We start from the raw sequence: 23,332 nt of genomic DNA, 5'->3' as shown, positions 1-23,332 counted from the left end.
CGGCAATGCCTCCTGAGCCCGCTTCACCAGGATCTTCGCGCGCCGATAATCGGGTGGCGCGTCGAGCCCGGCCATCTCGACCGTGCCGCCGACGCGGATGCCGCCCGCCGTCGGCGTGACCATGAAGGCGCGCGCCGGCCAGATGATCGAATGGCGCATCGAGATGCCAGGCTCCATGATCTGCGTGTGGTAGCCTCGCTCGGTTTCGAGCGGGATATGCTCCCGCAGCAGGGCGGAAAGCCGGGCGGTGAAGGCGCCGGCCGCGAGCACCACCCTGTCGGCCGCAATCGTGCGCCCATCTGCCAATCGAAGCGCGGAGATGCCGGCGTCGCCCTGCTCGAAATCGACGACATCACCCTGAACGATTCTGCCGCCGAGCCGCCCGAACCTTTCGGACAGCGCGAAGACAAGCCTGTAGGGATCCGCAATCGACCGGTTGTCGGGAAAAAGGACCGCCTTGCCGATCTTCGTCGTCAAAACAGGCTCGAGATCTCGGATGGCGTTGCCGCCAAGGATCTCGTGCCTGAAGCCGAAGCGCTCCAGGATTTCGATATGCTCCCGATCGGCTTTGAACTCGGCGTCATCGGTATAGAGGCTGAGGCACCCCTCGGCGGTCAGCATGTGCCCGAGTCCGGTCTCCTTCAGGAGCGCGTCCAGGTCTTCGTAGACGCGTCGGCACAGCACGGCGCCGGCTGCCTCCAGTTCCCGCAGCTTCGAGGGGCGGCTCGCAGCCAGGAACCGCAGGAACCAGGGCACCAGTTTCGGCAGGTAGCCGGGGCGGATGCGGACCGGACCCTCCGGATCGAGCAGCCATTTCGGCATCTGCGCCCAGATACCGGGACGCGAGGCCGGCATGAATTCGGTGACGGCGATGCTCGCCATATTGCCATAGGAAGCGCCGCGGCCCGGCGCCGCCTTGTCGAGCAAGGTGACGGTCTTTCCCCGGCGCTGCAGTTCATAGGCGATTGTGGTGCCGATAATGCCGGCGCCGACGACCACGATGGATGACACGGAGAACCTCACAATTTCAGTGGTTTCGGTGCGGCTTGGTCGCCCCGGAACTGTTACTAGTCGAGTGCTGCTACCAATTGAGGATCGGCTGCATCGCCGCTTTGAATTCGGCCTTCTCCTGCTCGGTCAGTTCGCCAAGCGGCGCGCGGCAGACACCGACCGGCGTGCCCTGGAGCTCGCAGCCATATTTGATCTTCTGGACGAACTTGCCGCTCTCGAGGATGTTCAGCGCTCTGTAGAGAACCGTCATCATCTCGCGGGCCTTTTCGAGGTCGCCGGAACGGAACGTCCGGTCGAGGTCGCAGCACGCTTTCGCCATGCAGTTGGCCGGACCGCAGATCCAGGAATCCGCGCCCCAGAACATGAAGTCGAGGGCGATATCGTCGGAACCCGAGACGAGGTCGATGCGACCCTTATAGCGCGAATGGATGTCGACGGCGCGCTGCAGAACGCCCGAGCTCTCCTTGATGCCGATCACCCGGCGATCGTCGGCGAGCGCATCCATCAAGTCGAAGGAGATCTCAATGCCGTCCTTCGGGGGATAGTTGTAGAGGATGAGATTGACATCAGTGGCGTCGAGCACGGCACGGTAATGCGCGAGCAGTTCGTCCTGCGTCGGACGTGTGTAGAAGGGTGTGGCGAGCAGAACCGTGTCATAGCCGATCTCCCTGGCGCGCGCCGTGTTCTCGATGACCTCGCGGGTGGCCGGCGCGTTGGTGCCGGCGATCAGTATCTCGTCGTCATTGGCGAAGTCCTTGACGAACTTGAGCACCTCTTCGCGCTCCTCGTTCGAGAGGGAGAAGTATTCGCCGGTCGAACCCATCGGCACCCAGCCCGTGACGCCGGCCGCGCGCAGCGCCGTCAGGTGCTTTTCGAACGCCTTGAAGTCGATCTTGTTGTTCGCGTCGAAGGGAGTGATAAGCGCGGGCATGACGCCGGAAAGTTTCATGGGGAATTCTCCTGTCTGGGAACGACTATCTTCAGATTGCGAGTTTCTTCAGGATCCGGCCTTCGACGAGCGAGACGGCCCGGGTCAGAGGAAAGGCGATCGCGAAGTAAATGAGGGCAACGACCGTCAGCACTTCGACGGGACGGGCAGTGTTGTTGGAGATGTTCTGACCGACGAACATCAGATCCGCCATGCCGACGGCGGAGACCAGGGCGCTCTCCTTGAAGAGACTGACGCAGTTCGACAGCAGCGTCGGGATTGCGCGCAGCACGGCCTGCGGCAGCACGACGTCCATCACCTGGCTCCTGCGCGGCAGGCCGAGGGCGACGCAGGCGTCCAGTTGTTCCTGGCCGATGGACTTGAGGCTTGCCCGGAAGGTCTCGCTGGTGATCGCCCCCATATAGAGCGTCAGCGCGATGACACCCGACGCCAGGTTCGAGAGTTCCACGCCGAGCAGCAGCGGCAGGCAGAAGAAGATCCAGAAGAGCTGGATAAGCACCGGCGTGCCGCGGAAGAACTCAACATATATGCTGGAGATTGCGCGAAGCGCGAGGTTGCGCGACGTTCTGAGGAGACCGACGAGAAAGCCGAGAGTGCATCCGAGCACGACGCAGATGACCGTCAGTTTGATCGTCATCCACAGGCCGAGCAGGAGTGCGTGTTCGAAACGCAGCAGGATCGAGAAGTCGAGCGTCATTCTGGCCTCCTAGCTGACAAGGATCTGGCGGCGGCGCTCAAGCAGGCCGACGATCTGGGTTATCGGGAAGGACACAGCGAAATAGATGAGAGCGACGACCGTGAAGGTTTCGATCGGGCGGTAGGTCTCGGTGGCCAGCGTCTTGCCTTGGTACATCAGGTCCTGGATGGCCACGATCGMGACCAGCGCGCTCTGCTGGAAGATGACGATACCGTTGGTCAGAAGCACCGGGATCGACGCGCGGAACGCCGTCGGGAAGACGATGTAGAGCACCCGCTGCAGCGGATTGAGGCCGAGCGCGATGCCGGCGTCGAGCTGTTCGCGCGGAACCGCCTGGATGGACGCCCGGTAGGCCTCGGCGTTGAACGCCATCAGATTGAGCCCAAGCGCCAGGATGCCCATCGTCACCGGGTCGAGGAAGACGTCGAACAGCATCGGCACGCAGTAGAATATCCAGACGATCTGGACGATGGCCGGCGTGCAGCGGAAGAATTCGACGAACAGCATGAACGGCAACCGCACCAACCGGTAGGGGCTCATGATCAGAAGGGCGAGCGCGAAGCCGAGCACGATGCCGATGACGTTCGCTGCAGCCGTCAGCTCCAGCGAAACCCACAGCCCCTGCAGAAGCGGAGCGATGGATACTGCATTGAAGTCGAACGTATAGTTCACGATGCTCTCCCTGCTGCTTGATGTGGCCTACTGCTTGATGTGGAAGACGCGGTCGATGAATTCCTTCGTCCGCTCCTCGCGTGGGGCGCCGAGCACCTGCTCGGGAGGGCCGTCCTCGACGACCACGCCGCCAGCGCAGAAGATGACGCGAGAGGCGATGTTCTTGGCGAACCACATGTCATGCGTCACGATCATCATCGGCATGTCCTGGGCGGCGAGCTGCAGGATGACCTGCTCCACCTCGCTGACGAGTTCCGGGTCCAGCGCCGAAGTGACCTCGTCGAACAGCATCAGCTTCGGGTCGAGCATCAGCGCGCGGGCGATCGCGACGCGCTGCTTCTGTCCGCCGGAAAGCTGGGCCGGATAGGCATTGGACTTGGCGCCGAGCCCGAACCGCTCGAGCAGCGCCTGGGCTCGGGCCGTAGCCTTTGCTTTGGTTTCTCCACGCACCTTGCAGGGAGCGAGAACCAGGTTCTGAATAACGTTGAGATGCGGAAACAGCGTGTAGTGCTGAAAGACCATGCCGATCGAACGGCGGACATTGGTGTCGATCTGGGTCTTCCGGCCCACGCCTTCGGAAGAAATATACGCCTTCCCGTCGAAATTGACCGACCCGCTGTCGATCTGCTCAAGCCCCATCATCACCCTGAGCAGCGTGCTCTTGCCGCCGCCGCTCGGACCGATGACGACGACGCGTTCGCCGGGCTTCATTTCGATATCGATGCCTTTCAGCACCTGAATGGCTCCGTTGCCATAGCTTTTGTGGAGCGCCTGCATTTTCACGAGGGGAAGACTGAAGGACGTGGTCATGCCAATCTCCGATGATCGAAGCTGGAGAGGGCCGGCGCGATCCTCGCACCGGCCCGGCGAGGTTACTTTGCGCCCTTGAGGACTTCGTCGACCGCCTTCTTGATCAGCTCATCGACGTGACCGGTCGCGACCTTTTCTTCGAGGAAGATATCGACCACTTCGACGTCAGCGGCCGAAAGATTGTGCGGCATGCCGAAAGCGACGCCCTGCTTGGCGAGCGCCGGCGTCGGGTTTATCGCCACCGCCCAGTCCGGGTTCGACTGGGTGAAGAGCTGGTTGGTGTCGGAGGCGTCGACCAGGATATCGGCACGCTTCGAGGTCACCGCCAGGCGGGTCTCGTCGTTGCCGGGAAGACGCATGATCGTGGCGTTCTTCACCGATGCGGAAATTGCCTTGTCCTGCGCCGTGCCGGACATGACGGCAAGCGTCACGCCTGCTTTGTCGATATCCACCACCGAAGCGGCACCGGCCGAAATTTTCGGGTTGTTTTTGTTATAGGCGAGCGAGATCTGGTACTCCATCGCCGGGATCGAGAACTGCACGGCCATGGCGCGCGTCGGCGTCCGGTTCAGCGCCAGCGAAAGGTCCCATTTGCCGGCCTGCAGGCCGGCGACGATATTGTCCCAGGTCGTATCGACGAATTCGGGTTTCACCTTCAGGACTTCGGCAAATTCCTTGCACAGATCGGCGAAGAAGCCGGAATATTCTCCGGTCGCCGGATCGCGCATGACATAGGGCGGAGCAACGGCGGCGCCGCAGCGCAACACGCCCGCCTTCTGCACACCCTGCCAATATCCCTCAGCGGTCTCAGCCCGTGCGACGGTGGCGGAAAGACCTCCCATGAGAGCGAGCGCGGGCAGCGCCCGCAGGGCGGACGTTATCAACTTCGAAAGCATCGGCATTCCTCTTTTGCTGTGCGCGAAATGCGCGGTTCCACTCGTCGGCTGTAGCCGTTTCTGTTATTTTCGTGTCGGCTTAGTGTCGACTGAGAAAGATATGTCAACAGCGTGTCGACAAAGTCAAGCGGAAAAATTACATTGCCGACACGCTGCTTTTCTGGCCCAATGTGACCCGCGTCGAGAGAAAGGGACCTAAGTGTCTGATGAATCGGAAGTGAAACGAATCCGCGGGACTGGCTGGAAGAACGTCTACGAAACGCTTCGCAACGAGATCCTGGCGCTCACTCTGCCGCCCGGTCAGCTTCTCGATGAGATGACGCTTGCCGAACGCTTCGACATGTCGCGCTCGCCGGTGCGCGAGGCCTTGATCCGGCTCGGCGCCGATGAGCTGGTCGTCACACTTTCGAACCGGAGCACGATCGTAGCGCCGATCGAAGTGGCGACGTTTCCCAAATATGTAGAGGCGCTCGACATCGCGCAGCGCATGAATACGCGGCTCGCCGCCGCGCTCAGAACCGAGGATGACCTGAAGATCATCACCAAGCGGCTGAAGTCGTTCGAAGCGGCTGTTAAAACCGGCAATCACCTGGCCATGTCGGAAGCCAACAAGGAATTCCACATGGCAATCGCCCATGCCGGAAAAAACCAATACCTGGCCTCGTTCTACGAGAAGCTGCTGTCACAGGGACAGCGCATGCTCCACCTGCATTTCGAATATCTGGAGCGAACCCACGAGGGCTATCTCCTGACCGACGAGCACACGCTCATGCTCAATGCCGTCAGGGACAAGAACGTGGAACTCGCCGACGAACTCGCCCACGCCCATACGCGCCAGTTCCAAGACAATTTCATCAATTTCATGCGCGAGAACTACACGACGGATGTCGCGTTGGGCCCGCTGCGGGCTGCGGAGTAATCACGTGACAGTCAAGACTATTGGATTCGTCGGCACCGGCGCGATTACCGAAGCGATGGTTCGCGGGCTTCTCACTGAGCCGGCCTATGCCTCCGAGATTCACGTATCTCCACGAAGCGCTCACATCGCCGCGACGCTGGCCGACGAATTCGCCGCCGTCAGAATTGCCAAGGACAATCAGGACGTCGTCGAGCGCAGCGACATGGTGTTCCTGGCAATACGGCCGCAGGTCGCCGAGGAGGTCGTGCGCGCGCTATCGTTCAGGGATAGCCAAATGGTCGTCAGCCTCGTTGCGGCGACGGAGCGCCAGGCCCTCTCCGAATGGATCGCCGCCGACGTGCATCTGGTGCAGGCGATCCCCCTGCCCTTCGTCGCCGGCCGGCAAGGCGTCACCGCCCTCTATCCGCCGGATACCACTGTCGCCGCGCTTTTCGATACGCTCGGAACGGCTGTCCAATGCCAGTCGAGGAAGGAATATGATCTTCTCGCAGCAGCGAGCGCAATGATGTCGACCTATTTCGGCATCATGGAGCAGGTTGCCGTCTGGCTGGAAAGAAGCGGCCTCGAAAAGGCGAAGGGACAGGCCTACATTGCCCCGCTCTTTGCAAGCCTCGCGCAGAAAGCGAACAGCCCCGGCAACGAACCGTTCAGCGCCCTGAGCCGCGAATTCGCGACCAAGGGCGGACTGAACGAGCAGGTTTTCTCCGACTTCGAGAAGAAGGGCGGCCTTGCCGCGCTGACCGCTGCACTCGACGGGGTGCTTGCCCGCATTGAGGGCAAGAACTAGAAAGTCGGCGGCGTGCAGGCGCTGATGACCTCGCAGGGCACCGGTCCGACGCAGCGGAAGCGGTGCGGGCGTCTGCTTTCGAAATAGTAGGCGTCGCCCGCTCCAAGGATACGCCGCTCGTCATCGACCGTCACCTCGAGCCTTCCTGATAGCACGATCCCGCCCTCTTCCCCCTCGTGAACAAGGGGAACCTTTCCGGTGTCGGCGCCCGGCTGGTAGCATTCCTTGAGGATTTGCAGGCTGCGCCCGAACAGGTTTTCCCCAACCTGTCTGTAGGAGATGGCGCCCTTGCCGATCTCCACCAGCTCCTCCGCCGCATAGAAGGCCTTCCTTGGACGCTCGGGCTCGAAGGCAAAGAATTCCGCCAGGCCGATGGGGATGCCGTCCAGAATTCGCTTCAAGGCCCCGACCGACGGGTTGGAGGCGTTCGATTCGATCAGCGAGATCGTCGAATTGGGCACTCCGGTGCGCTTGGCGAGCTCACGCTGGGAAAGCTTATGGGCGATGCGGAGATAGCGAAGACGGCTGCCGATATCGACTGACATGATGCGGTTCGTTTATGTTGTCCAGAATATCGAAAATCATACCCACTCATCCGTTTAAGTTCAATGGCTTGCACTGACGAAGAAAAGGACTTGTTTGAAAGAGAGAAATTGCCATTCTCGGCGCCACCCCAAAGGAGGCCAGGATGGACCAACTCAGCAAGACGAACGCACCCGTACTCGAAAATTTCTGGATGCCGTTCACTGCGAACCGGCAATTCAAGGCTACGCCGCGGCTTCTCGCTGCAGCCGAGGGAATGTACTACACCGACATCGACGGAAATCAGGTGCTTGACGGCACGGCCGGGCTCTGGTGCTGCAACGCCGGCCACGGCCGCAAGAAGATCGCCCATGCCGTCGAGCGACAGCTTGCAACGCTGGACTATGCACCGACCTTTCAAATGGGACATCCCATCGCCTTCGACTTCGCCTCGAAATTGGCTGCGAACGCGCCGGGCGGCCCGCAAGCCAAGCTCGACAGGATCTTCTTCACCGGCTCGGGCTCGGAATCGGTCGATACGGCGCTCAAGATCGCCATCGCCTATCAACGGGCGATCGGCCAGGGCACCCGCACGCGGATCATCGGGCGTGAGAAGGGATATCATGGCGTCGGGTTCGGCGGCATTTCCGTTGGCGGCCTCGTCAACAACCGGCGGGTCTTCCCGCAAATACCGGCCGACCATATGCGCCATACGCTCGACATCGGGCGCAATGCGTATTCGAAGGGCCTTCCCCCTCACGGCGTGGAACTGGCGGACGATCTCGAGCGCCTGGTGCAGTTGCACGGCGCCGAAACCATCGCAGCCGTCATCGTCGAGCCGATGTCGGGATCGGCAGGCGTCGTTCTGCCTGCGAAGGGCTATCTGGAGAAACTGCGCGCAACCGCCGACAAGCACGGAATCCTGCTGATCTTCGACGAGGTCATCACCGGCTTCGGGCGTCTCGGCACCCCTTTCGCAACCGACTACTTCGGCGTCGTGCCCGACCTGATCACTACGGCAAAAGGCATCACCAACGGCACGATCCCCATGGGCGCGGTCTTTGCCAGCCGAAAGGTCTATGACGGCCTGATGGTCGGACCTGATAACGCGATCGAACTCTTCCATGGCTACACCTATTCCGGCCATCCGGTCGCCTGCGCCGCCGGGCTCGCTACTCTGGAGATCTACGAGGAGGAAGGCCTGCTGACCCGCGCAGCCGATTTGGCCGAGTACTGGCAGGAGGCCCTCCATTCACTGAAAGGCCTGCCTCATGTCGTCGACATCCGCAATCTCGGACTGGTCGGCGCGGTCGAACTGGCTCCTCGTGACGGGTCACCGGGAAGCCGCGCCTATGAAATCTTCGTTGACTGCTTCAACAAGGGCCTGCTGATCCGGGTGACCGGCGACATTATCGCCCTCTCCCCGCCGCTCATTATCGAGAAAATCCAGATCGACACGATCGTTTCGACACTCGGTGATGCCCTGAAGCGCGCGGCATAGATCCGTATCCCGCGTGCCGCTCCCGTCGGCGATCGGATCTCTGGTCCATCGTCGACGGAACCATCCGGCAAACAGAGACGGAGTTCAGCGCTTCAAGGTCTGTGACGGCAACTGGCCGAAACGTTTCCTGTATTCGGCAGCAAACCGCCCCAGATGCGTAAAGCCCCATCTCAGCGCGACGTCGGCAATGCCTTGCTTGGCGTCGGATTCGAGCAAATCGCGATGGGCGGCAGCCATCCGAAGTTCCTGCAGATAGGCCATTGGGGTCGTATTCCTGAACTGGCGGAAACCCTGTTGCAAAGTCCGAACGCTGACCTTGGCGGCCATCGCGATATCGTTGAGCGAAATCGGCTCGGCGATGTGTTCCTGCATGAAGTCGATCGCCCACTTCACATGGCGTGGGGCCGGTGTCGGAGCAGTGAGCGCAAGCTCATTCGAATAGCGATTGGGGCAGGCCTCCAGAAGCAGATAGATCGCGGCGTCGCAGAGCGAGCTGGCGGCCAGCGGCGAGCGTTGCAGCGGTCCGTTGCCGCTGAGGCCGCGATGGAGGCTCGAGACAAGTTGCTGCAATACAAGCCCCGGACCGGTCGTCAGATCGATGTGAGGATGAAAATCGATATCGCCGCTGATCGTTCGTTCGAACATCTGCGTGAGGTGGCTGATGATCTTTGCCTGATCGACGAACAGGCCGAAATGACGGCGAGGCCCAAACAGGCGGGCGCCTGCGGCACGACCTGCCTCAAGGATCGTACCACGCGCGGGAACAGAGTATATTTGCTCCCGCATGCCGTCGAAGAATGCATTTCCCTCCATCGGCAGAAAAACGATCATCCTGTCGTTGATCGCCTCCCGCCTGATCAGGATCGTGCCTTCGTAGGTGCAGTCGGCTACGGTCACCTCTTCTCCCACGGAGACGAAATTGCAGCGGTATGCAATGGGCATATTGCCCTCCGCCACAACCTTGATCGGGGAGTTTGGCGTCGACAATATTTCCGAAAGCGCGTCCGGGTCTGTTCCGCTATGCGCCGTCTCCCGAAACGACATGCTCTGCGTCGCCAACTGCCGGGTGAGGCCGCCATTGTTATATATATGAGAACTAACGGACATTTTGGACCTCGATAGACGAGGCGCACAAGTGACGCCGGATTTGTGCAATCATGTTCATCCCTCTTTTGTGTTGCCCCGGGCGGTTTCAGCCGTAGCGGCTGATTGCGAGATCCCTCGCGTCGATTTCCGGCTGGCGGCCGCCGACGAGATCGCCGATGAGCCGCGCCGAACCGGTGCTCATCGTCCAGCCGAGCGTGCCGTGGCCRGTATTGAGGAAGAGACCGGCGACCTTTGTCGGGCCGATGACCGGCGTGCCATCAGGCGTCATCGGGCGCAGGCCGGACCAGAAGGAGGCCTTGGAAATATCGCCGCCGGGGAAGAGATCGGTGACCGAATGTTCCAGCGTGCTGCGGCGGGCCAGGCCGAGATCGTTGGTATAGCCTGATATTTCAGCCATGCCGCCGACGCGAATGCGGTCACCGAGCCGGGTGATCGCGATCTTGTAGGTCTCGTCCATGACGGTCGATTCCGGGGCGCGTGACGCATCGGTGATCGGGATGGTGAGCGAATAGCCCTTGACAGGATAGACCGGCGGCCGGATGCCGAGCGGCTTGAGCAGCAGCGGCGAATAGCTGCCGAGCGCGACCACCACCGCCTCCGCACTCATCCGCTCACGGTCGGTGATGACCCCCCGCACGCGGCCGGCCTCGACATCCAGCGCCTTGATCGTCGTCCCGTAAGCAAAACGGACACCGAGCGCCTCGGCTTTGGCCGCCAGCGCATTGGTGAACTTGAAGCAGTCGCCGGTTTCGTCCTTCGGCGTCAGCAGACCGCCGACGATCTTGTCGCGCACGTGGCTGAGCGCCGGTTCGAAGCGGACACAGCCGTCCCGGTCCAGCACCTCATAGGGAATGCCGTCGGCGGCCAGCGCCTTGACATCCTTTGCCGAGGCATCGAGCTGCTGCTGCGTGCGGAACAGCTGCAGGGTTCCCTGCATGCGTTCGTCATAGGCGATGCCGGTCTCGGCGCGAAGGTCGGCCAACGCGATGCGGCTGTAATCGGCAAGGCGCAGCATGCGGCTCTTGTTGATCGCGTAGCGCTCAGAGGTGCAGTTCGACAGCATCCTCGCCATCCAGGAGAGCATGGCCATGTCGAGTTTCGGGCGCAGGATGAGCGGCGCGTGCTTCATGAACAGCCACTTCATGGCCTTCATAGGGATGCCGGGCGCGGCCCATGGCGAGCAATAGCCGAAGGAGACTTCGCCGGCATTGGCAAAGCTGGTTTCCAGCGCCGGACCCGGCTGCCGGTCGACGACGGTGACGTCATGGCCGGCCTTGGCCAGTTGATAAGCGGATGTGACGCCGACGATGCCGGCTCCTAGAACGATGACTTTCATGATGTTCCCAATGATGGAGCCGCCGGCTCTTAGCGATATTGCCTGTCGTAACGATCGCCCAGGCCGGTTAGGATTTCGTAAGAAATGGTGTCGGCGTCGCGGGCAATGTCCTCGAGCGTCTGATGGCGGCCAAGCACTTCGACAAGGCTGCCGAAGGTCAGCGCCCCTTCGGGCAGTGCTGATATGTCGACGGTCGCACTGTCCATCGACACGCGGCCGACGATCGGCAGGCGGATGCCCTTGAAATAGACGGCGCCGCGATCGCTCAGGCATCGCGGCAGGCCATCGGCATAGCCGGCGGCAATGGTGGCGAGACGTGTTTCCCGTTGCGTGACATGCGCGCCGCCATAACCGACTTTCGCACCCGCCGCTACGGTGCGCGTCTGCACGACGGCGACATTGAGGCTGACGACCGGCTCCATCGGGTTCTTCTCGCCGGCGTTCGGAGCGCCGCCATAAAGCGCGATGCCGGGGCGGGCGAGTACGCCGTGATAGGCGTCGCCCAAGAAAACGCCGCCGGAATTGGCGAAGGAAATGTCGAAGCCGGAAAATTCGTCGGCGATGCGGGACATCTCGGTAAACTGTTCGCCGTTCTGCTCGCTGTCCATGTCATCGGCCGAAGCCAGATGGCTCATGATGAACAGGATTTCGACATTGGTGCCGTCCCGAAGGGCTGCCGCCAGCTCCGCTCGCTCCTCCCGGGGAAAGCCGAGCCGCGACATGCCAGTGTCGAATTGCAGGACGGCAGGTAGGCAGCGCTTCAGAATGCGCGCGGCCGCTGACCATTGCTGCCATTGCGCCAGCGAATTGAGAACCGGGACGATGCCCATCTCAGCACAGGCGGTTTCGTTGCCCGGCTGCAAACCGTTCAGCACGAAAATCTGAGCGTCCTGCGCAAGGGCCGGCCGGAGCCTCACGGCCTCGACAAATTGGGCGACGAAGAAATGCCTGCAACCTTCCCTGTAAAGCGTTCTCGCAACCCGCTCGGCGCCAAGGCCATAGGCATTGGCCTTGACGACGGCCCCCGCGCGGACCGGTGCCACCGTTGAGACGAGCTTGCGAAAGTTGCGGCCGAGGGCGCCAAGATCGATCGTCAGATAGCCCGTGGCTCCCTGCGCGGTCGTAGCGGTGCGTGTGCGGGAAACCAAAATATCGCTATCCATGTCCATCCCCTTTTTGATCTCAGGGAGTTTATGAAATAATGAGCGAAATTGCCTATCATTTAGCAGTTGATTATTGTTTGATTTGCTCATTAACCGCATAATCAACGAAAATTTGGAACGATCTCTCATGCCTGCTCTCGACGCGATCGATCGCAATATCCTGAGACTGCTGCGCCTCGATGCCCGCATGAGCAATGCCAAGCTTGCCGCGGAGATCGGTCTCTCTCCATCGGCCTGTCTCAGGCGCATTAAAATCATGGAAAAATCAGGCGTGATCCGCGGCTATACGGTGTTGGTCGACACCGGCAATGCGGATGAGATGATCGCCGTGATCATCAACATCACCCTCGAACGACAAACGGAKGACTATCTCGACCGCCTCGAGGCGGCGGTCCGCCGGCATCCAGAGATCCGGGAATGTTTTCTGATGACGGGCGGTTCGGACTACCTGCTGCGCGTGGAGGTTGCCAATGCTGGTGAGTTCGAGCGGATCCACAAAGAGATACTGTCGACCTTGCCCGGCGTTCTCAGGATTCATTCCAGCTTCTCGATCCGCAATGTTCTGGCGACGCGCACGAGGGGCAGGCGCTGAATCACGCTCACCACGTTTATATCAATTCGAGTGCCGTGGCCTTGGCGACCGCTTCGCTCGTCGTGGCGACGGTCAGCTTCCGCCGTGCCGAGGCGAGATAGAGCTGCACCGCGCTTGTCGAAATGCACAGGCGGGCGCAAATCTGCTTCGCCAGAAGGCCGTTGGCCGTCATTTCAAGACATTGCAGTTCGCGGCGCGACAATTGCGGAAAGTCCGTTATTTTTCTCATCCCCGACAGAACCATCGCCCTGTCGTGGAGATGGTGGGCAAGAAACTGGAGGTCGCGCATGCTGTCCATGCGAAACTGTCGCCAGTAGGCGTCGGGATGATTGGAGGTCACCGTAAACAGCGATCGCTCCCCGTGAGGTCCCCGCACCGGCAGGGTAACGCCTTGCCGGCCGACACCGAAGGCCATCGCCTCCTTAAAGAAGCCATAGGCCTGGCCTGAATCCCATTTAGACGCAGACCATTCCACGGGCAGGAAGCCGCGCAGGCCGAGGCGCACGACGGGATCGATGCTGAAGTAGTCCCGGTCAAGATATTGCTTCACCCACTCGGGCGGGTAGGTCAGCATCAGCAATGGATTGCTGGCCGTCGCCCCCGAGGAGCGTGTTACATGCAGAACCATGTGTGATATCGCATAGATGTGGCGGACTTCGTCCAGCGTCGTTTCGAGATCCCGCAATGTCGGCGATGCGGAGATTCGGTCCAGACAGTAGAAAAAACGAGAACTGCTCAGCATGAGATGGACTCGTGGTTGTGTGTTTTCCTGACTGCTCGCAGTGGTAACATTTCGCGATTGCCGAGAACAGCATATTTTATGGCAACCATGGCGCGATATGAAGAACAGGTTAAAGAGCTGGCGAGACCTATCCCACTGCTGGGCGGTGGGACAGCGACTGCGCTTACCGCATGCCGCCATCGACAAGGGCTCTGGCAGGATAGGGAGAGGCTTGCTCCAGAAGTCGGGACAGGTTGGCCCGAAGTGTTCGACAATTGTCCGCCGTGACATCCCATAAGCCAACATACAGCTTGCCGATCTCGGGCCGGGATCGGGCAAGCGGTGTCGGCCTCCAGCCGATCCTGCGGTACACCCCGACCATCGCGACATCATAGACGCCGACGATGCTTTCGATACCGGTGTCGAGCGCAAGATCACAAAGCCCTGAGAGCAGCTCGGTGGCGACTGTGCGCGATTGGTCTATGTGTCCGGCAAGCGGATGAAGGCAAAAGCGGGTACATTCCCAGGTCRTCGGGCTATCGACGTCGATAGGCTGATCAAAGAAATGCCGGAACTCGCTTTTGAGCATCGTCGCTCCTGTGGTCGGCAGCAGGCGCAGCGAACCCGTCAGCGTGCCGGAAGGTCGTTGCGTGACGAGATATACGGGATCTTCAGCCTCGTCGTATCTGTCCCTCTCCCATTGATCCCGGACATCGACCTGCCATCCCAGCCGATCGCGAAAAACGGCGGCGCGGGCTCGAAACATTTCATCGAAAGCACGTCGATCGGTCTCGAGCATGTCTTTGGTGAGTATCCGCAACATATCCGTCCCTCCTGATGTGCTGACGTTTCACAACAAGAGGTCGACCGGGAGCAATCTGGATATTTCACCAGGTTGACCGGTGCTTCGCTTTGCCTTCCCTTTCATAAGAAGGTTCTGATGTTCGTCGATCGAAAGCTCTTGGTAATTGCCAATTTTAACGCAACCAACGGGAGGATTCTTGATGACCCACGACATGGCACGCGGCAAACGTATTCGAGAGGCGATATCCCGGGGCAAGTTCCGGAAAGTTCACGCTCTGGCGGCCGAACTAGAGGTGTCCGTCGCCGCCGTCTCACGCTGGCAGAATGGCGGTCATACCTCGCTGGAAAGCGCCTGCGCGCTCGCCGACCTGCTGGATGTCTCCCTCGACTGGCTGCTGCTCGGGCGAGGCACCATGGACTGGCATAGGAACAGCGCGATCTCCGCCACGGAATTGCAAATGGTTCTGGCGTTGCGCAACCGGTCTGCGGCAACACGGTCCAATCTCGTTGGGCTGGTCGAATCCATCCCTCCGGAGCACCCGTAACGCCAAGCGCAATTCGGTGAGATTTTTTGACCTGAGATCAACATCTTTAGGTTGATAAAAATCTGATCGTCGACGATCTTTCTAGTTAAAGCTTCAACGGCGGCACAACAGGGAGGCCAGCCCGCCCTGCCCTCGCCGCCGCAGAGACCTTGTTTTCACTCTCGACGAAGAAGGCTCGTTGGCGTCGGCTTTTGACGTGAAACTATAAATACGCTGCGCGGAAATTGTCGAAAAACGCATCGCCACCCATTCGGCCGCAATATTTCTCCCATCCGGGTCCGGAATATTTTCTCGATCTGGTCCCGGCAAGTCTCAACCGATTTTGGAGTCAGCCAATGACAGTTGCGCTTTGGAGTCAGTCAATAACAGGTGCGAACCCCGCCCATATCGGCGCCAATACGCCTGCAGTCAAACCGCGGCCTGCCTTCGCGCAGACCGACCTGGTCGCATTGTCGCGCTATTTTTCTCTTCTGATGATGCGCAACATCACAAGCGATGGCTATGTCATCGAGGATCCGGCATCGCCCGGCGTGTTTTCGGCCCCGGGCTGCGTCATCGCCGCACCCTCCTATCCAGCGAACACGCCGGGTGTCGACCAAGACTATGTTTTCAACTGGGTTCGCGATGGAGCCATTACGGCCATCGAGATCGCACTCGCCGGCTTGCTGCCTGTTCCGGGCGGGGTTTTGCCGAGCCTGGTCGACTACGTGAACTTCGCCGCGCTCTGTCAGGGGAATGCCAAGAATTCCGCGACCGTCACACTTGGCCACGCCTGCTTCACCATCACTGGCGAGGTTCGTCCGTGGTCTGAGCAGAACGACGGGCCGGCCATTCAGTCGATTGCGATCTTGACCTTGTTCGATCAGTTGGATGGTGCCACGCAGACGATCGCCAAACAATTGGTCGAGGCCAACCTCTCTTATCTTCTCGAAGTTTACCAGAACAAGACCACAAATCTCTGGGAGGAATATGAGGGCTATTCCTTTTTCGCAAGAGCCGTACAGCTGCGCTTTTTCCGGGAAATTTCCACAAACACGATCGGTATTGCGGTGCCTGCCGGGGTGGCCGATGCCATCTCCTGGCTGGAAAGCCAGCTGGCCACACACTGGAACGGGCAGCTCTATGTGAGCATTCTGGATGCCGCGGAGCAAGCCGGTTACGACGCGAACATCGATATCGTCTCTTCGGTCTGCTATGGCGGGATCGAGCCGACCGATACCAAGCTTCTGGCAACGGCCGCCATCCTGCGGCACCAGTGGGCCGATCCTTCGTCTTCGAACTATTACCCGATCAATGGCGCCGACGCGGCCGAAGGGCTCGGACCACTCTTCGGGCGCTATCCAGGCGACCATTACGATGGCGACGTGGCGGCTCCGGTGGTCGGCGGGCATCCCTGGGCTCTATGCACTGCCAACTTCGCCGAGTTTCAATATCGGCTTGCCAATGCCATCGAGGCCAACGGCGCCATCCCCCTCGATCAGTTCTCCGAACCCTTCTTCGCGGAACTGGGACTTGGTGCATCCAGCAGCACCGCAGACGCGTCAGCTGCCTTGCGGGCTTCGTCTGACGTCATGCTGCGCGCCATCGTCTATCACAGCGATCACTATGAACTGAGCGAACAGTTCGATGGAACCGTTGGCTATGAGAAAAGCGTCCGGAATCTGACCTGGAGCTACGCCTCCTTTCTCTCGGCAGTCAGAGCCCGCTCCGCCGCCGCCCCGGCCGCCAAGTCCAAACCCCGAAACTCCCGCGGCCCGAAATCATGACGATTCAGGCCGGACGGCCTGAAATCTCGATTGAGTCCAGAACCGCATGATCCGCAAAGCCTGATGCGGCTTTCCGGGAATAATGGAGGACCAAAGTGCTTTTTCCCCTCGAATCCGCGATAAAAGCCGATGCCGAAACCGTCGCAGCGTCTGACGACTACGATATCGTGATCGTCGGCAGCGGCATTTCCGGAGCAATCATTGCCAAGCAGGCTGCGGAGGCGGGCAAGCGTGTCCTTATCGTTGAAGCTGGAACCGGTGCCAACAGCACGTTGGCAGGCTATGACGATCTGCTGACGACTTTCTATTCGGCAGCCTCCAAGGACAACCAGTCGCCCTTTCCGCTGAATGCGAACGCGGCCATGCCCCGCAGCCCGCAGCTTCGCAAGCTGCGGGCGGGGGAAACCGATAGCTCGACCTATATCGTTCAATCCGGCCCTTATGTCAGCGATACGACATATACCCGTATTTTCGGCGGAACGACCATGCACTGGGAGGCGAAAACGCCCCGCCTGCTTCGCTCGGATTTCAAGACGCGCACCATTTTCGGCCAAGGGTTGGACTGGCCGCTGAGCTTTGAGGAAATCGAGGATGATTACCGCCTGGCCGAGCGGGAAATCGGCGTATCGGCCAATGTCGAAGATCAGCAATATCTGGGGCAGACCTTCCCGGGCGACTATGTCTTTCCCATGCGCGGCCTGCCGCTTTCCTATCTGGATCAGCAGGTCAACAAGGGCATCGAAGGCACCAGTGTCGAACTTTACGACAAGACCTATCCCCTGAAGGTCAGGCCCTATCCGCAGGGGCGCAACAGCATACCAAACCCGGCCTATGACGGTGGGAAGGGCTACCGTCCCATCGGCGCCGTCGATACGCATCAGGTCGAAGAGGGCGGTCGCTGCCAGGGCAACACCAATTGCGTACCGCTCTGTCCCGTGCAAGCGCGCTACCACTCCGGCAAAACGCTTGCCAAGGCGTTCGCGGTAAACGGAAAAAGGGGCGAGCGGCTTGTCGAACTGTTGCCGCAGGCGGTCGCATCGAAGGTCAACATCGATCCGGATAGCGGGAAAGTCCGCTCTCTCGAGGTCAAGATTTACAAGGACCCGGCCTCACCGGCCCACGAGACCATCACCGTGAAGGGCAAGGTTTTCGTGCTTGCGGCAGGCGCCATCGAAACGGCGCGTCTTATCCTGGCCTCCGGCCTGCGCAGCACCAGCGGTCTTGTCGGGCGCAATCTGATGGACCACGCCTATCTGCTGAACTGGGCGCTGATGCCGGAAATCTGCGGCACGATGCGCGGAACCAGTTCGACGGGCGGTATCGTGGACCTGCGGGACGGCCCTTTCCGGGAAAGGCAGGCCGCCTTCGCCATCGATATCCATAACGACGGCTGGGGTTGGGCCACGGGTGCGCCGACCACCGACCTTCTCGAACTGGTGGATGATCGCAACCTCTACGGGGCGGATCTTCGGCGCGGCATGATCGACCAAGTTTCGCGGCAGTTGCTGCTGGCATTCATGATCGAGGTCATGCCCGTCGAAAGCAACCGCATCGCGGTGGATCCGCAATATACCGATGCTCTGGGCAACATGCGGCCCATCCTGTCCTTCACGGTTCCGGAATATACCATGAAGGGTGCCGCCTATGGCCGCCAGTTTGCGCGCACCGTCTTTACGCGTCTGGGCGCGCAGGATCATACCCATTACGACCCCAGCGATTTCGGCTATGTGGCCTATGAGGGGCAAGGCTATGCGATCCGCGGCGGCAATCATCTGGCCGGCACCCACATCATGGGAACGACGAAGACCAATTCCGTCGTGGACAAGAACCAGCGCAGCTGGGACCACGAAAACCTCTATCTGGTGGGCGGCGGCAGCATGCCGACGATCGGCACGGCCAATGTCACCTTGACGCTGGCCGCCATGTGCTTCCGAAGCGGCCGCGACATTCTGAAGTCTCTGCATTGAACGAAGACCGGCATCCGCTGCGCGGAACGAACCGATTGGCTCGATGCAAGCGACACGAAGCCGACCTGTGCACCCAACTTATCTTTCATGGAGCCTGAGCATGGATTCCTCCAGTATTAAGACGCTCGATGAGCTGAAAGAGTTTCTCTACCGGGCGATGCAGCTCGAACATGCGACGATTCCGCCGTATCTGACGGCGCTTTACTCGATCAAGCCCGGCGTCAACCAGGATGCGACCCAGGTTCTGCGCGTGATCGTCGTGGAAGAAATGCTGCATCTGACCATCGCGGCCAATATTCTCAATGCCATCGGCGGCACACCGGATCTTGTCAGGCCGGATTTCGTAGCCCGCTATCCCGCCGCCCTGCCGGACGGTGAGACCGATTTCAAGGTCAGCATCCAGGCTTTCGGCCGTGAGGCGCTGGCGACTTTCCTGAAAATCGAGCGTCCGGCCCAGCGTCCTGAACACCTCGTCGGCAAGGGCCTGATACATCGCAAAACTCCCCCTGATATCACCGCGCTTGCCAGCGATCCGAGGCATGAGGACCTCCATTTCTTCAGTATCGGCGAGTTCTACTCGACCATCGCGGAAGGCATCAAATACCTGGAGGCCGAAGCGCATGGGGCGGGCACAACCATCTTTACCGGCGACAGGTCGCGCCAGATCACCTCGGAATATTATTACTCCGGCGGCGGCGAGCTGTTTCCCGTGACCGATCTGAAAAGCGCCTTGRAAGCCATCGATTTGATCATCGAACAGGGCGAGGGCGACGGTGGCGGTATCTACGACGATGACGACCACGAACTGGCCCATTACTACCGTTTCGAGGAACTGGTCAAAGGCCGCTACTACCAGAAGGGCGACCAGCCCGGCCACCCCTCAGGTCCGCAGTTGCAGGTCGATTGGGAAGGCGCCTATCCGATAAAAGAGAACCTGAAAGTGGGGGACATATGCGAAGGCTCGGAACTGCGTGAGGCGGCGATCGCCTTCAACACGCGCTATGGCGAATTTCTCCAGCTCTTGACGCGTGCCTATAACGGCCAGCCGAACTTGCTGCTGGAAGCCGTTCCGATGATGTTCGAATTCCGCAACATGATCCTCGAACTCATCCGCAATCCCCTGCCGAGGCATCCCGACAAGAACGGCAGCCCCACCTATGAGATCCCCGGCAATATCAAACAGCCAGCCGTCACCCGGCAGGCGGAGGCGAACGCATGAGCCGCCGTTTCGAGGCATTTCTGAGTCTCTCCGTCGAATTGACGGCCTTCTCCCAGTTCGATCTTCTGGGAACGGGCCTGGCGGAACGCTATCTCGCCACGCTCGACAAGGTGGTCGGCAGCGAGATCGCCGACGCGCTGCTGGCCGCCTTCGCCGCCCTGCCACCGCCCGAAGGTGAGGCCCGTATCCAGGCGGTGCGCACGACCATTCTGGGCAATGAATTGCTGGGAGACGTGGCCCGCGCGCTGATCAAGCTCTGGTATTCCGGCACCTGGTTCGAGCTGTCCTCCGCCTGGACGGAGCGCTTTGGCCCCAGGCCTGCGAATATCACCTTCGTCGTTTCTCCCGATGCTTATGTCGAGGGTTTGCTCTGGAAGGCGATCGGAGCCCACCCCGCAGGCGCCAAGGGTCCGGGTTTCGGCTCCTGGGCCTTTCCACCGAAAATTCCGGCTTTTCCGGCTMTCGATTCCAAAACCTGACCTGACGCCACTTCCGTTTGTCTTCAAAGAACTGGATCATTGCCATGACGACATATCTGCATCGACTGACGCCCGCCAAGGTCTGGCTCGGTGTCATCCCCACGCTCTGGTGGAATGACGATTTCATCAACATCGACATCGGCATCCCCTACGAGCAGGCTCTGAGTGAAATGGCGCTCGCCGGCTATGTCGGATGTGGCGTCGGCCATAAGTATCCGACTGACCCGAAAATATTGCGGCCTGTCCTCGAACTCAGGGGATTGCGGATTTCCGAGCCTTGGGTCAGCACTTACTTCACCATCAAGGCGATGAATCGTCATACGCTCGAAAACGTCGATGCTCAGCTCGACTTCCTCGAAGCCATGGAAGGCGGCAGCGACGATCCGCGCAGGGCCGATCTGGTCGTCTCCGAGTTTGGCGGAGCGGTCAATCCGCTTCCGGTCGCCCTGTTTCCGAATTGCCCCGATTTCTCCGAGGAACAGTGGAAACACCTGATCGAAGGCTTGCATGCGGCGGGAGAGAAAGCCAAGGCCCGTAACCGCCGGCTCTGCTATCACCCGCATCTCGGAACCGGGGTGATGAAGACGGAAGCGATCCACCGGCTCATGGACGAGACGGATCCTGGCCTGGTCAACATGCTTCTCGATACCGCGCACCAGGCGGCTGCCGGTGTCGATCCGCTGGCGCTGGCCAGAAAATACGCCCACCGCATCAAGCATGTTCACCTGAAGGACTTTCGCGCCGAGGTGGTCAGGGACATTCACACCGGAGGATTGTCCTTCCAGCAAGGTATCGAGGCGGGGATCTTCACTGTCCCGGGTGACGGCTCCATAGAGACCTTTCCGGAAATCCTCGATGCTTTGGCCGAGGCGGATTTCGCCGGTTGGATATGCGTCGAAGCAGAGCAGGACCCGGCCAAGGCCAATCCGCTGCAATACGCGAAAATGGGCCGCGAATATCTGCGCAAGCTGCTCGGATGGTAGCCCCGGCGCGGGCTGTTTGTTCAGCCCGATGGCGATGTGGAGGAGGCCGGGAGGGATCTCGCCTCGTGACAATGCCGGGCGAGACATCATCCTGAACCACGCATGACTGGATAGTGACAGCTGGAGCGATGAAGATGGAAGAGGCACGCAGACGGGATATATATTTCAGCTTCTTTATGTTTACAGCGGATTTGAGGCCGAATGACGCGGGCTATACCCAGGTTCTCGTCAGGCATCTGAAAGCTCTTACCGAGATCGGCTACACCGGCTTCGATGTGCATATCGCCCCAGGACCGGCCCATGTCGGTCATCACACCGAGGTCGAAAGCTATATCAGCCTCAAGAGGGCGTTCGATCAGGCGGGCTTCCGGGATGTGAAGTTCACAACCAATGTGGGGACCACGCGAACCTTCGATCCGACCTCGCCCTACGAGGAACAGCGCAAGCAGGCGTTGTCCTATCTCAAATCCCGCGTCGACATCACCTCGGTGCTGGGCGGGGAGAATACGATCATGTCAGGGCCGTTCCTGTACCCCTACGGTATCTTTCCGCTGACGGATGACGGTGAAGGAATCTGGAGCGACGCGCTTCAGGATTGGATGAAGCCACGATACGCGGCGGCGGCCTCCATCTTCCGGGAACTGGCGCAATATTCTGCAGAGAAGAGGGTGAAGCTCGCCATCGAACCCGTCAAGAATTGGGAAACGCCCGGGCCGACCATGGTCTCCGAAGCGCTGGATTTTCTCGAAAGCGCCGACATTGCGGTCTGTGGCGTCACGATCGATACCGCCCAGGTCGTGATGGAAAGCCAGGGCCCGGCAATCTTCAAGAAAAATGTCGCCCGAGCCATACAGCAGAGCCGACTGAATTACGTTCATATCTCAGCGCCGGACCGGGGCGCTGTTAGAGATAGCTGGATTCCCTGGGAGATTATGCTGGACGAAATCGAGCCGGTCTATTCCGGCCCCTATCTCGTTGAAGTCTTTAATGCGATTCCACCCTTCGAGAGCTCGATKAGAATGACGCGCAGACGCTTCTGGCGGCCCGGTGAGGACGCGCCGGAGGCGGGCGTCGACAGCGCCTACGAGGTTGCGCGCGCCGCCCTAGAGACATTGGAGGAAAAGATCGCGTCCCACGGCCGTCGATCTCATCCGTGATGGCGCTCGGGCGCACATGCTGGAAACAACCCGGGAATGCTGGCCAGGAATGTTGGGGAGCCCTCATCTCCGCCGTGCCCGGGTGAACGTCAAACCTCAGCAAACGACCTTCAATCAGGGAGATACCTATGGTCACGCAATTGCCGGATCCCATTAAAATCGTCAGGCGAGCAGGCGATGTCCGTATTCATACTTTCATTTCAGCTTTCACGGATGACAACATCGCCAATGCAACGCACATAATCGAAAGCAGGAACAAGCTTGTTCTTGTCGATGGCCAATTCCTCGTTCCCTATGCGCTGCAATTCAGGGAATATGCCAACAGTATCGGCAAGGAGATCGACCGGATTTACCTGTCGCACAGGCACCCCGACCACTGGTTTGGCCTGGGAGCCGCATTCAGCGACATTCCGATTTATGCATTGCCGGAAACGAAAGAGTTCCTGAAGCAGCACGGGCAAGATTCCCTGAATGACCATTGGAAAATGGGCAATCTCGCTCCGAAGAGCCTGATAATTCCCGAAAAAACTGTCCGCGCCGGCGCGGAAGTCATCGACGGAGTCAAATACGTCTTTGATGAAGTCGTTGATACGGAGATCGATTTTCTCCTCACCATAGGTCTTCCGGACGTGGGCGTTTTTATTGCGCAAGCCCTGATCTCCAGCGGAACGCACCTTTATCTGACGAAATACATGGAGCATTGGATTGGAATTTTGCAGGGTATGCTGC

The 23,332-nt window shown here is 60.0% G+C and carries 24 protein-coding genes; 12 read left to right on the top strand and 12 right to left on the bottom strand.

Annotation, left to right across the window (positions count from 1 at the left end; translation table 11 throughout):
• The 6 genes from AC1ECN_RS34275 to AC1ECN_RS34250 all read right to left on the bottom strand — a co-directional run.
• The coding region (locus tag AC1ECN_RS34275; RefSeq protein ID WP_477955490.1) for an NAD(P)/FAD-dependent oxidoreductase at positions 1 to 1,011 on the bottom strand (1,011 nt) is incomplete at its 3' end.
• 70 nt (positions 1,012 to 1,081) lie between these two features.
• Positions 1,082 to 1,960, bottom strand: a complete 879-nt coding sequence (dapA, locus tag AC1ECN_RS34270) for a 4-hydroxy-tetrahydrodipicolinate synthase (RefSeq protein ID WP_024319835.1) — start codon at positions 1,958 to 1,960, stop codon at positions 1,082 to 1,084.
• A 31-nt stretch (positions 1,961 to 1,991) separates the two neighbouring features.
• On the bottom strand, positions 1,992 to 2,657 hold the full coding sequence (locus AC1ECN_RS34265; protein ID WP_024319836.1) for an amino acid ABC transporter permease: 666 nt from the start codon (positions 2,655 to 2,657) through the stop codon (positions 1,992 to 1,994).
• 9 nt (positions 2,658 to 2,666) lie between these two features.
• Positions 2,667 to 3,329, bottom strand: a complete 663-nt coding sequence (locus tag AC1ECN_RS34260; RefSeq protein ID WP_477955488.1) for an amino acid ABC transporter permease — start codon at positions 3,327 to 3,329, stop codon at positions 2,667 to 2,669.
• A 27-nt stretch (positions 3,330 to 3,356) separates the two neighbouring features.
• Positions 3,357 to 4,139 carry an amino acid ABC transporter ATP-binding protein gene (locus tag AC1ECN_RS34255; protein ID WP_024319838.1) on the bottom strand — a complete coding sequence of 261 codons (783 nt, stop codon included), beginning with the start codon at positions 4,137 to 4,139 and terminating at the stop codon, positions 3,357 to 3,359.
• Positions 4,140 to 4,201: 62 nt separating this feature from the next.
• Positions 4,202 to 5,035 carry a substrate-binding periplasmic protein gene (locus AC1ECN_RS34250; protein ID WP_024319839.1) on the bottom strand — a complete coding sequence of 278 codons (834 nt, stop codon included), beginning with the start codon at positions 5,033 to 5,035 and terminating at the stop codon, positions 4,202 to 4,204.
• A gap of 199 nt (positions 5,036 to 5,234) precedes the next feature.
• Here AC1ECN_RS34250 and AC1ECN_RS34245 point away from each other — a divergent pair, with 199 nt between their 5' ends.
• Both AC1ECN_RS34245 and AC1ECN_RS34240 read left to right on the top strand, forming a co-directional pair.
• The gene (locus AC1ECN_RS34245; RefSeq protein ID WP_024319840.1) at positions 5,235 to 5,954 is read left to right on the top strand and encodes a GntR family transcriptional regulator; all 720 of its coding nucleotides are present in this window, start codon (positions 5,235 to 5,237) and stop codon (positions 5,952 to 5,954) included.
• Positions 5,920 to 6,741 carry a pyrroline-5-carboxylate reductase gene (locus tag AC1ECN_RS34240; RefSeq protein WP_174826994.1) on the top strand — a complete coding sequence of 274 codons (822 nt, stop codon included), beginning with the start codon at positions 5,920 to 5,922 and terminating at the stop codon, positions 6,739 to 6,741. Before AC1ECN_RS34245 ends, AC1ECN_RS34240 begins: the two co-directional genes overlap by 35 nt.
• Here AC1ECN_RS34240 and AC1ECN_RS34235 read toward each other — a convergent pair.
• A complete protein-coding gene (locus AC1ECN_RS34235; protein WP_018068513.1) occupies positions 6,738 to 7,286 on the bottom strand; it encodes a cupin domain-containing protein in 549 nt (182 codons plus the stop codon). The two genes, AC1ECN_RS34240 and AC1ECN_RS34235, sit on opposite strands and share 4 nt — an antisense overlap.
• 143 nt (positions 7,287 to 7,429) lie before the next feature.
• Between AC1ECN_RS34235 and aptA the strand changes: the two genes are divergently transcribed.
• Positions 7,430 to 8,764, top strand: coding sequence for an omega-aminotransferase AptA (gene aptA / locus AC1ECN_RS34230; RefSeq protein WP_477955484.1), 1,335 nt, complete (start codon positions 7,430 to 7,432; stop codon positions 8,762 to 8,764).
• A gap of 84 nt (positions 8,765 to 8,848) precedes the next feature.
• Here aptA and AC1ECN_RS34225 read toward each other — a convergent pair whose 3' ends face one another.
• The 3 genes from AC1ECN_RS34225 to alr form a co-directional block, all read right to left on the bottom strand.
• The gene (locus tag AC1ECN_RS34225; RefSeq protein WP_027688163.1) at positions 8,849 to 9,871 is read right to left on the bottom strand and encodes a helix-turn-helix transcriptional regulator; all 1,023 of its coding nucleotides are present in this window, start codon (positions 9,869 to 9,871) and stop codon (positions 8,849 to 8,851) included.
• 85 nt (positions 9,872 to 9,956) lie between these two features.
• Positions 9,957 to 11,207, bottom strand: coding sequence for a D-amino acid dehydrogenase (locus tag AC1ECN_RS34220; RefSeq protein WP_027688162.1), 1,251 nt, complete (start codon positions 11,205 to 11,207; stop codon positions 9,957 to 9,959).
• Positions 11,208 to 11,236: 29 nt separating this feature from the next.
• Positions 11,237 to 12,370, bottom strand: coding sequence for an alanine racemase (gene alr, locus AC1ECN_RS34215; protein WP_130673630.1), 1,134 nt, complete (start codon positions 12,368 to 12,370; stop codon positions 11,237 to 11,239).
• A 127-nt stretch (positions 12,371 to 12,497) separates the two neighbouring features.
• Here alr and AC1ECN_RS34210 point away from each other — a divergent pair, with 127 nt between their 5' ends.
• A complete protein-coding gene (locus AC1ECN_RS34210) occupies positions 12,498 to 12,962 on the top strand; it encodes an Lrp/AsnC family transcriptional regulator (RefSeq protein WP_477955482.1) in 465 nt (154 codons plus the stop codon).
• Between the two features lie 16 nt (positions 12,963 to 12,978).
• Here the strand turns inward: AC1ECN_RS34210 and AC1ECN_RS34205 are convergent, their stop codons facing one another.
• Together AC1ECN_RS34205 and AC1ECN_RS34200 are read right to left on the bottom strand one after the other, a co-directional pair.
• On the bottom strand, positions 12,979 to 13,704 hold the full coding sequence (locus AC1ECN_RS34205; RefSeq protein ID WP_018068508.1) for a helix-turn-helix transcriptional regulator: 726 nt from the start codon (positions 13,702 to 13,704) through the stop codon (positions 12,979 to 12,981).
• A 163-nt stretch (positions 13,705 to 13,867) separates the two neighbouring features.
• Complete coding sequence (locus tag AC1ECN_RS34200) at positions 13,868 to 14,506, bottom strand: acyl-homoserine-lactone synthase (RefSeq protein ID WP_477955480.1); 639 nt, start codon at positions 14,504 to 14,506, stop codon at positions 13,868 to 13,870.
• A 181-nt stretch (positions 14,507 to 14,687) separates the two neighbouring features.
• Between AC1ECN_RS34200 and AC1ECN_RS34195 the strand changes: the two genes are divergently transcribed.
• The 8 genes from AC1ECN_RS34195 to AC1ECN_RS34160 form a co-directional block, all read left to right on the top strand.
• Positions 14,688 to 15,032, top strand: a complete 345-nt coding sequence (locus tag AC1ECN_RS34195; RefSeq protein WP_018068506.1) for a helix-turn-helix domain-containing protein — start codon at positions 14,688 to 14,690, stop codon at positions 15,030 to 15,032.
• Between the two features lie 335 nt (positions 15,033 to 15,367).
• Positions 15,368 to 16,798 (top strand): glycoside hydrolase family 15 protein, encoded by a 1,431-nt coding sequence (locus tag AC1ECN_RS34190; protein WP_130673632.1) that lies wholly within the window; start codon positions 15,368 to 15,370, stop codon positions 16,796 to 16,798.
• Between the two features lie 95 nt (positions 16,799 to 16,893).
• Complete coding sequence (locus tag AC1ECN_RS34185) at positions 16,894 to 18,765, top strand: GMC oxidoreductase (RefSeq protein ID WP_164582124.1); 1,872 nt, start codon at positions 16,894 to 16,896, stop codon at positions 18,763 to 18,765.
• 100 nt (positions 18,766 to 18,865) lie between these two features.
• Positions 18,866 to 19,984: a ferritin-like domain-containing protein gene (locus AC1ECN_RS34180; protein ID WP_477955478.1), complete on the top strand. Its 1,119-nt coding sequence runs from the start codon at positions 18,866 to 18,868 to the stop codon at positions 19,982 to 19,984.
• Positions 19,981 to 20,463, top strand: coding sequence for a hypothetical protein (locus AC1ECN_RS34175; RefSeq protein ID WP_477955476.1), 483 nt, complete (start codon positions 19,981 to 19,983; stop codon positions 20,461 to 20,463). The genes AC1ECN_RS34180 and AC1ECN_RS34175 overlap by 4 nt, the downstream gene beginning before the upstream one ends.
• Before the next feature lie 44 nt (positions 20,464 to 20,507).
• Positions 20,508 to 21,446, top strand: a complete 939-nt coding sequence (gene iolE / locus AC1ECN_RS34170) for a myo-inosose-2 dehydratase (protein WP_018480491.1) — start codon at positions 20,508 to 20,510, stop codon at positions 21,444 to 21,446.
• A 128-nt stretch (positions 21,447 to 21,574) separates the two neighbouring features.
• Positions 21,575 to 22,603, top strand: coding sequence for a sugar phosphate isomerase/epimerase family protein (locus tag AC1ECN_RS34165; RefSeq protein WP_477955492.1), 1,029 nt, complete (start codon positions 21,575 to 21,577; stop codon positions 22,601 to 22,603).
• 128 nt (positions 22,604 to 22,731) lie between these two features.
• The coding region (locus AC1ECN_RS34160; protein ID WP_477955474.1) for an MBL fold metallo-hydrolase at positions 22,732 to 23,332 on the top strand (601 nt) is incomplete at its 3' end.

Source organism: Rhizobium sp. 01N447_2, assembly GCF_056399245.1.
This window is presented reverse-complemented; position numbering and strand designations above follow the sequence as displayed.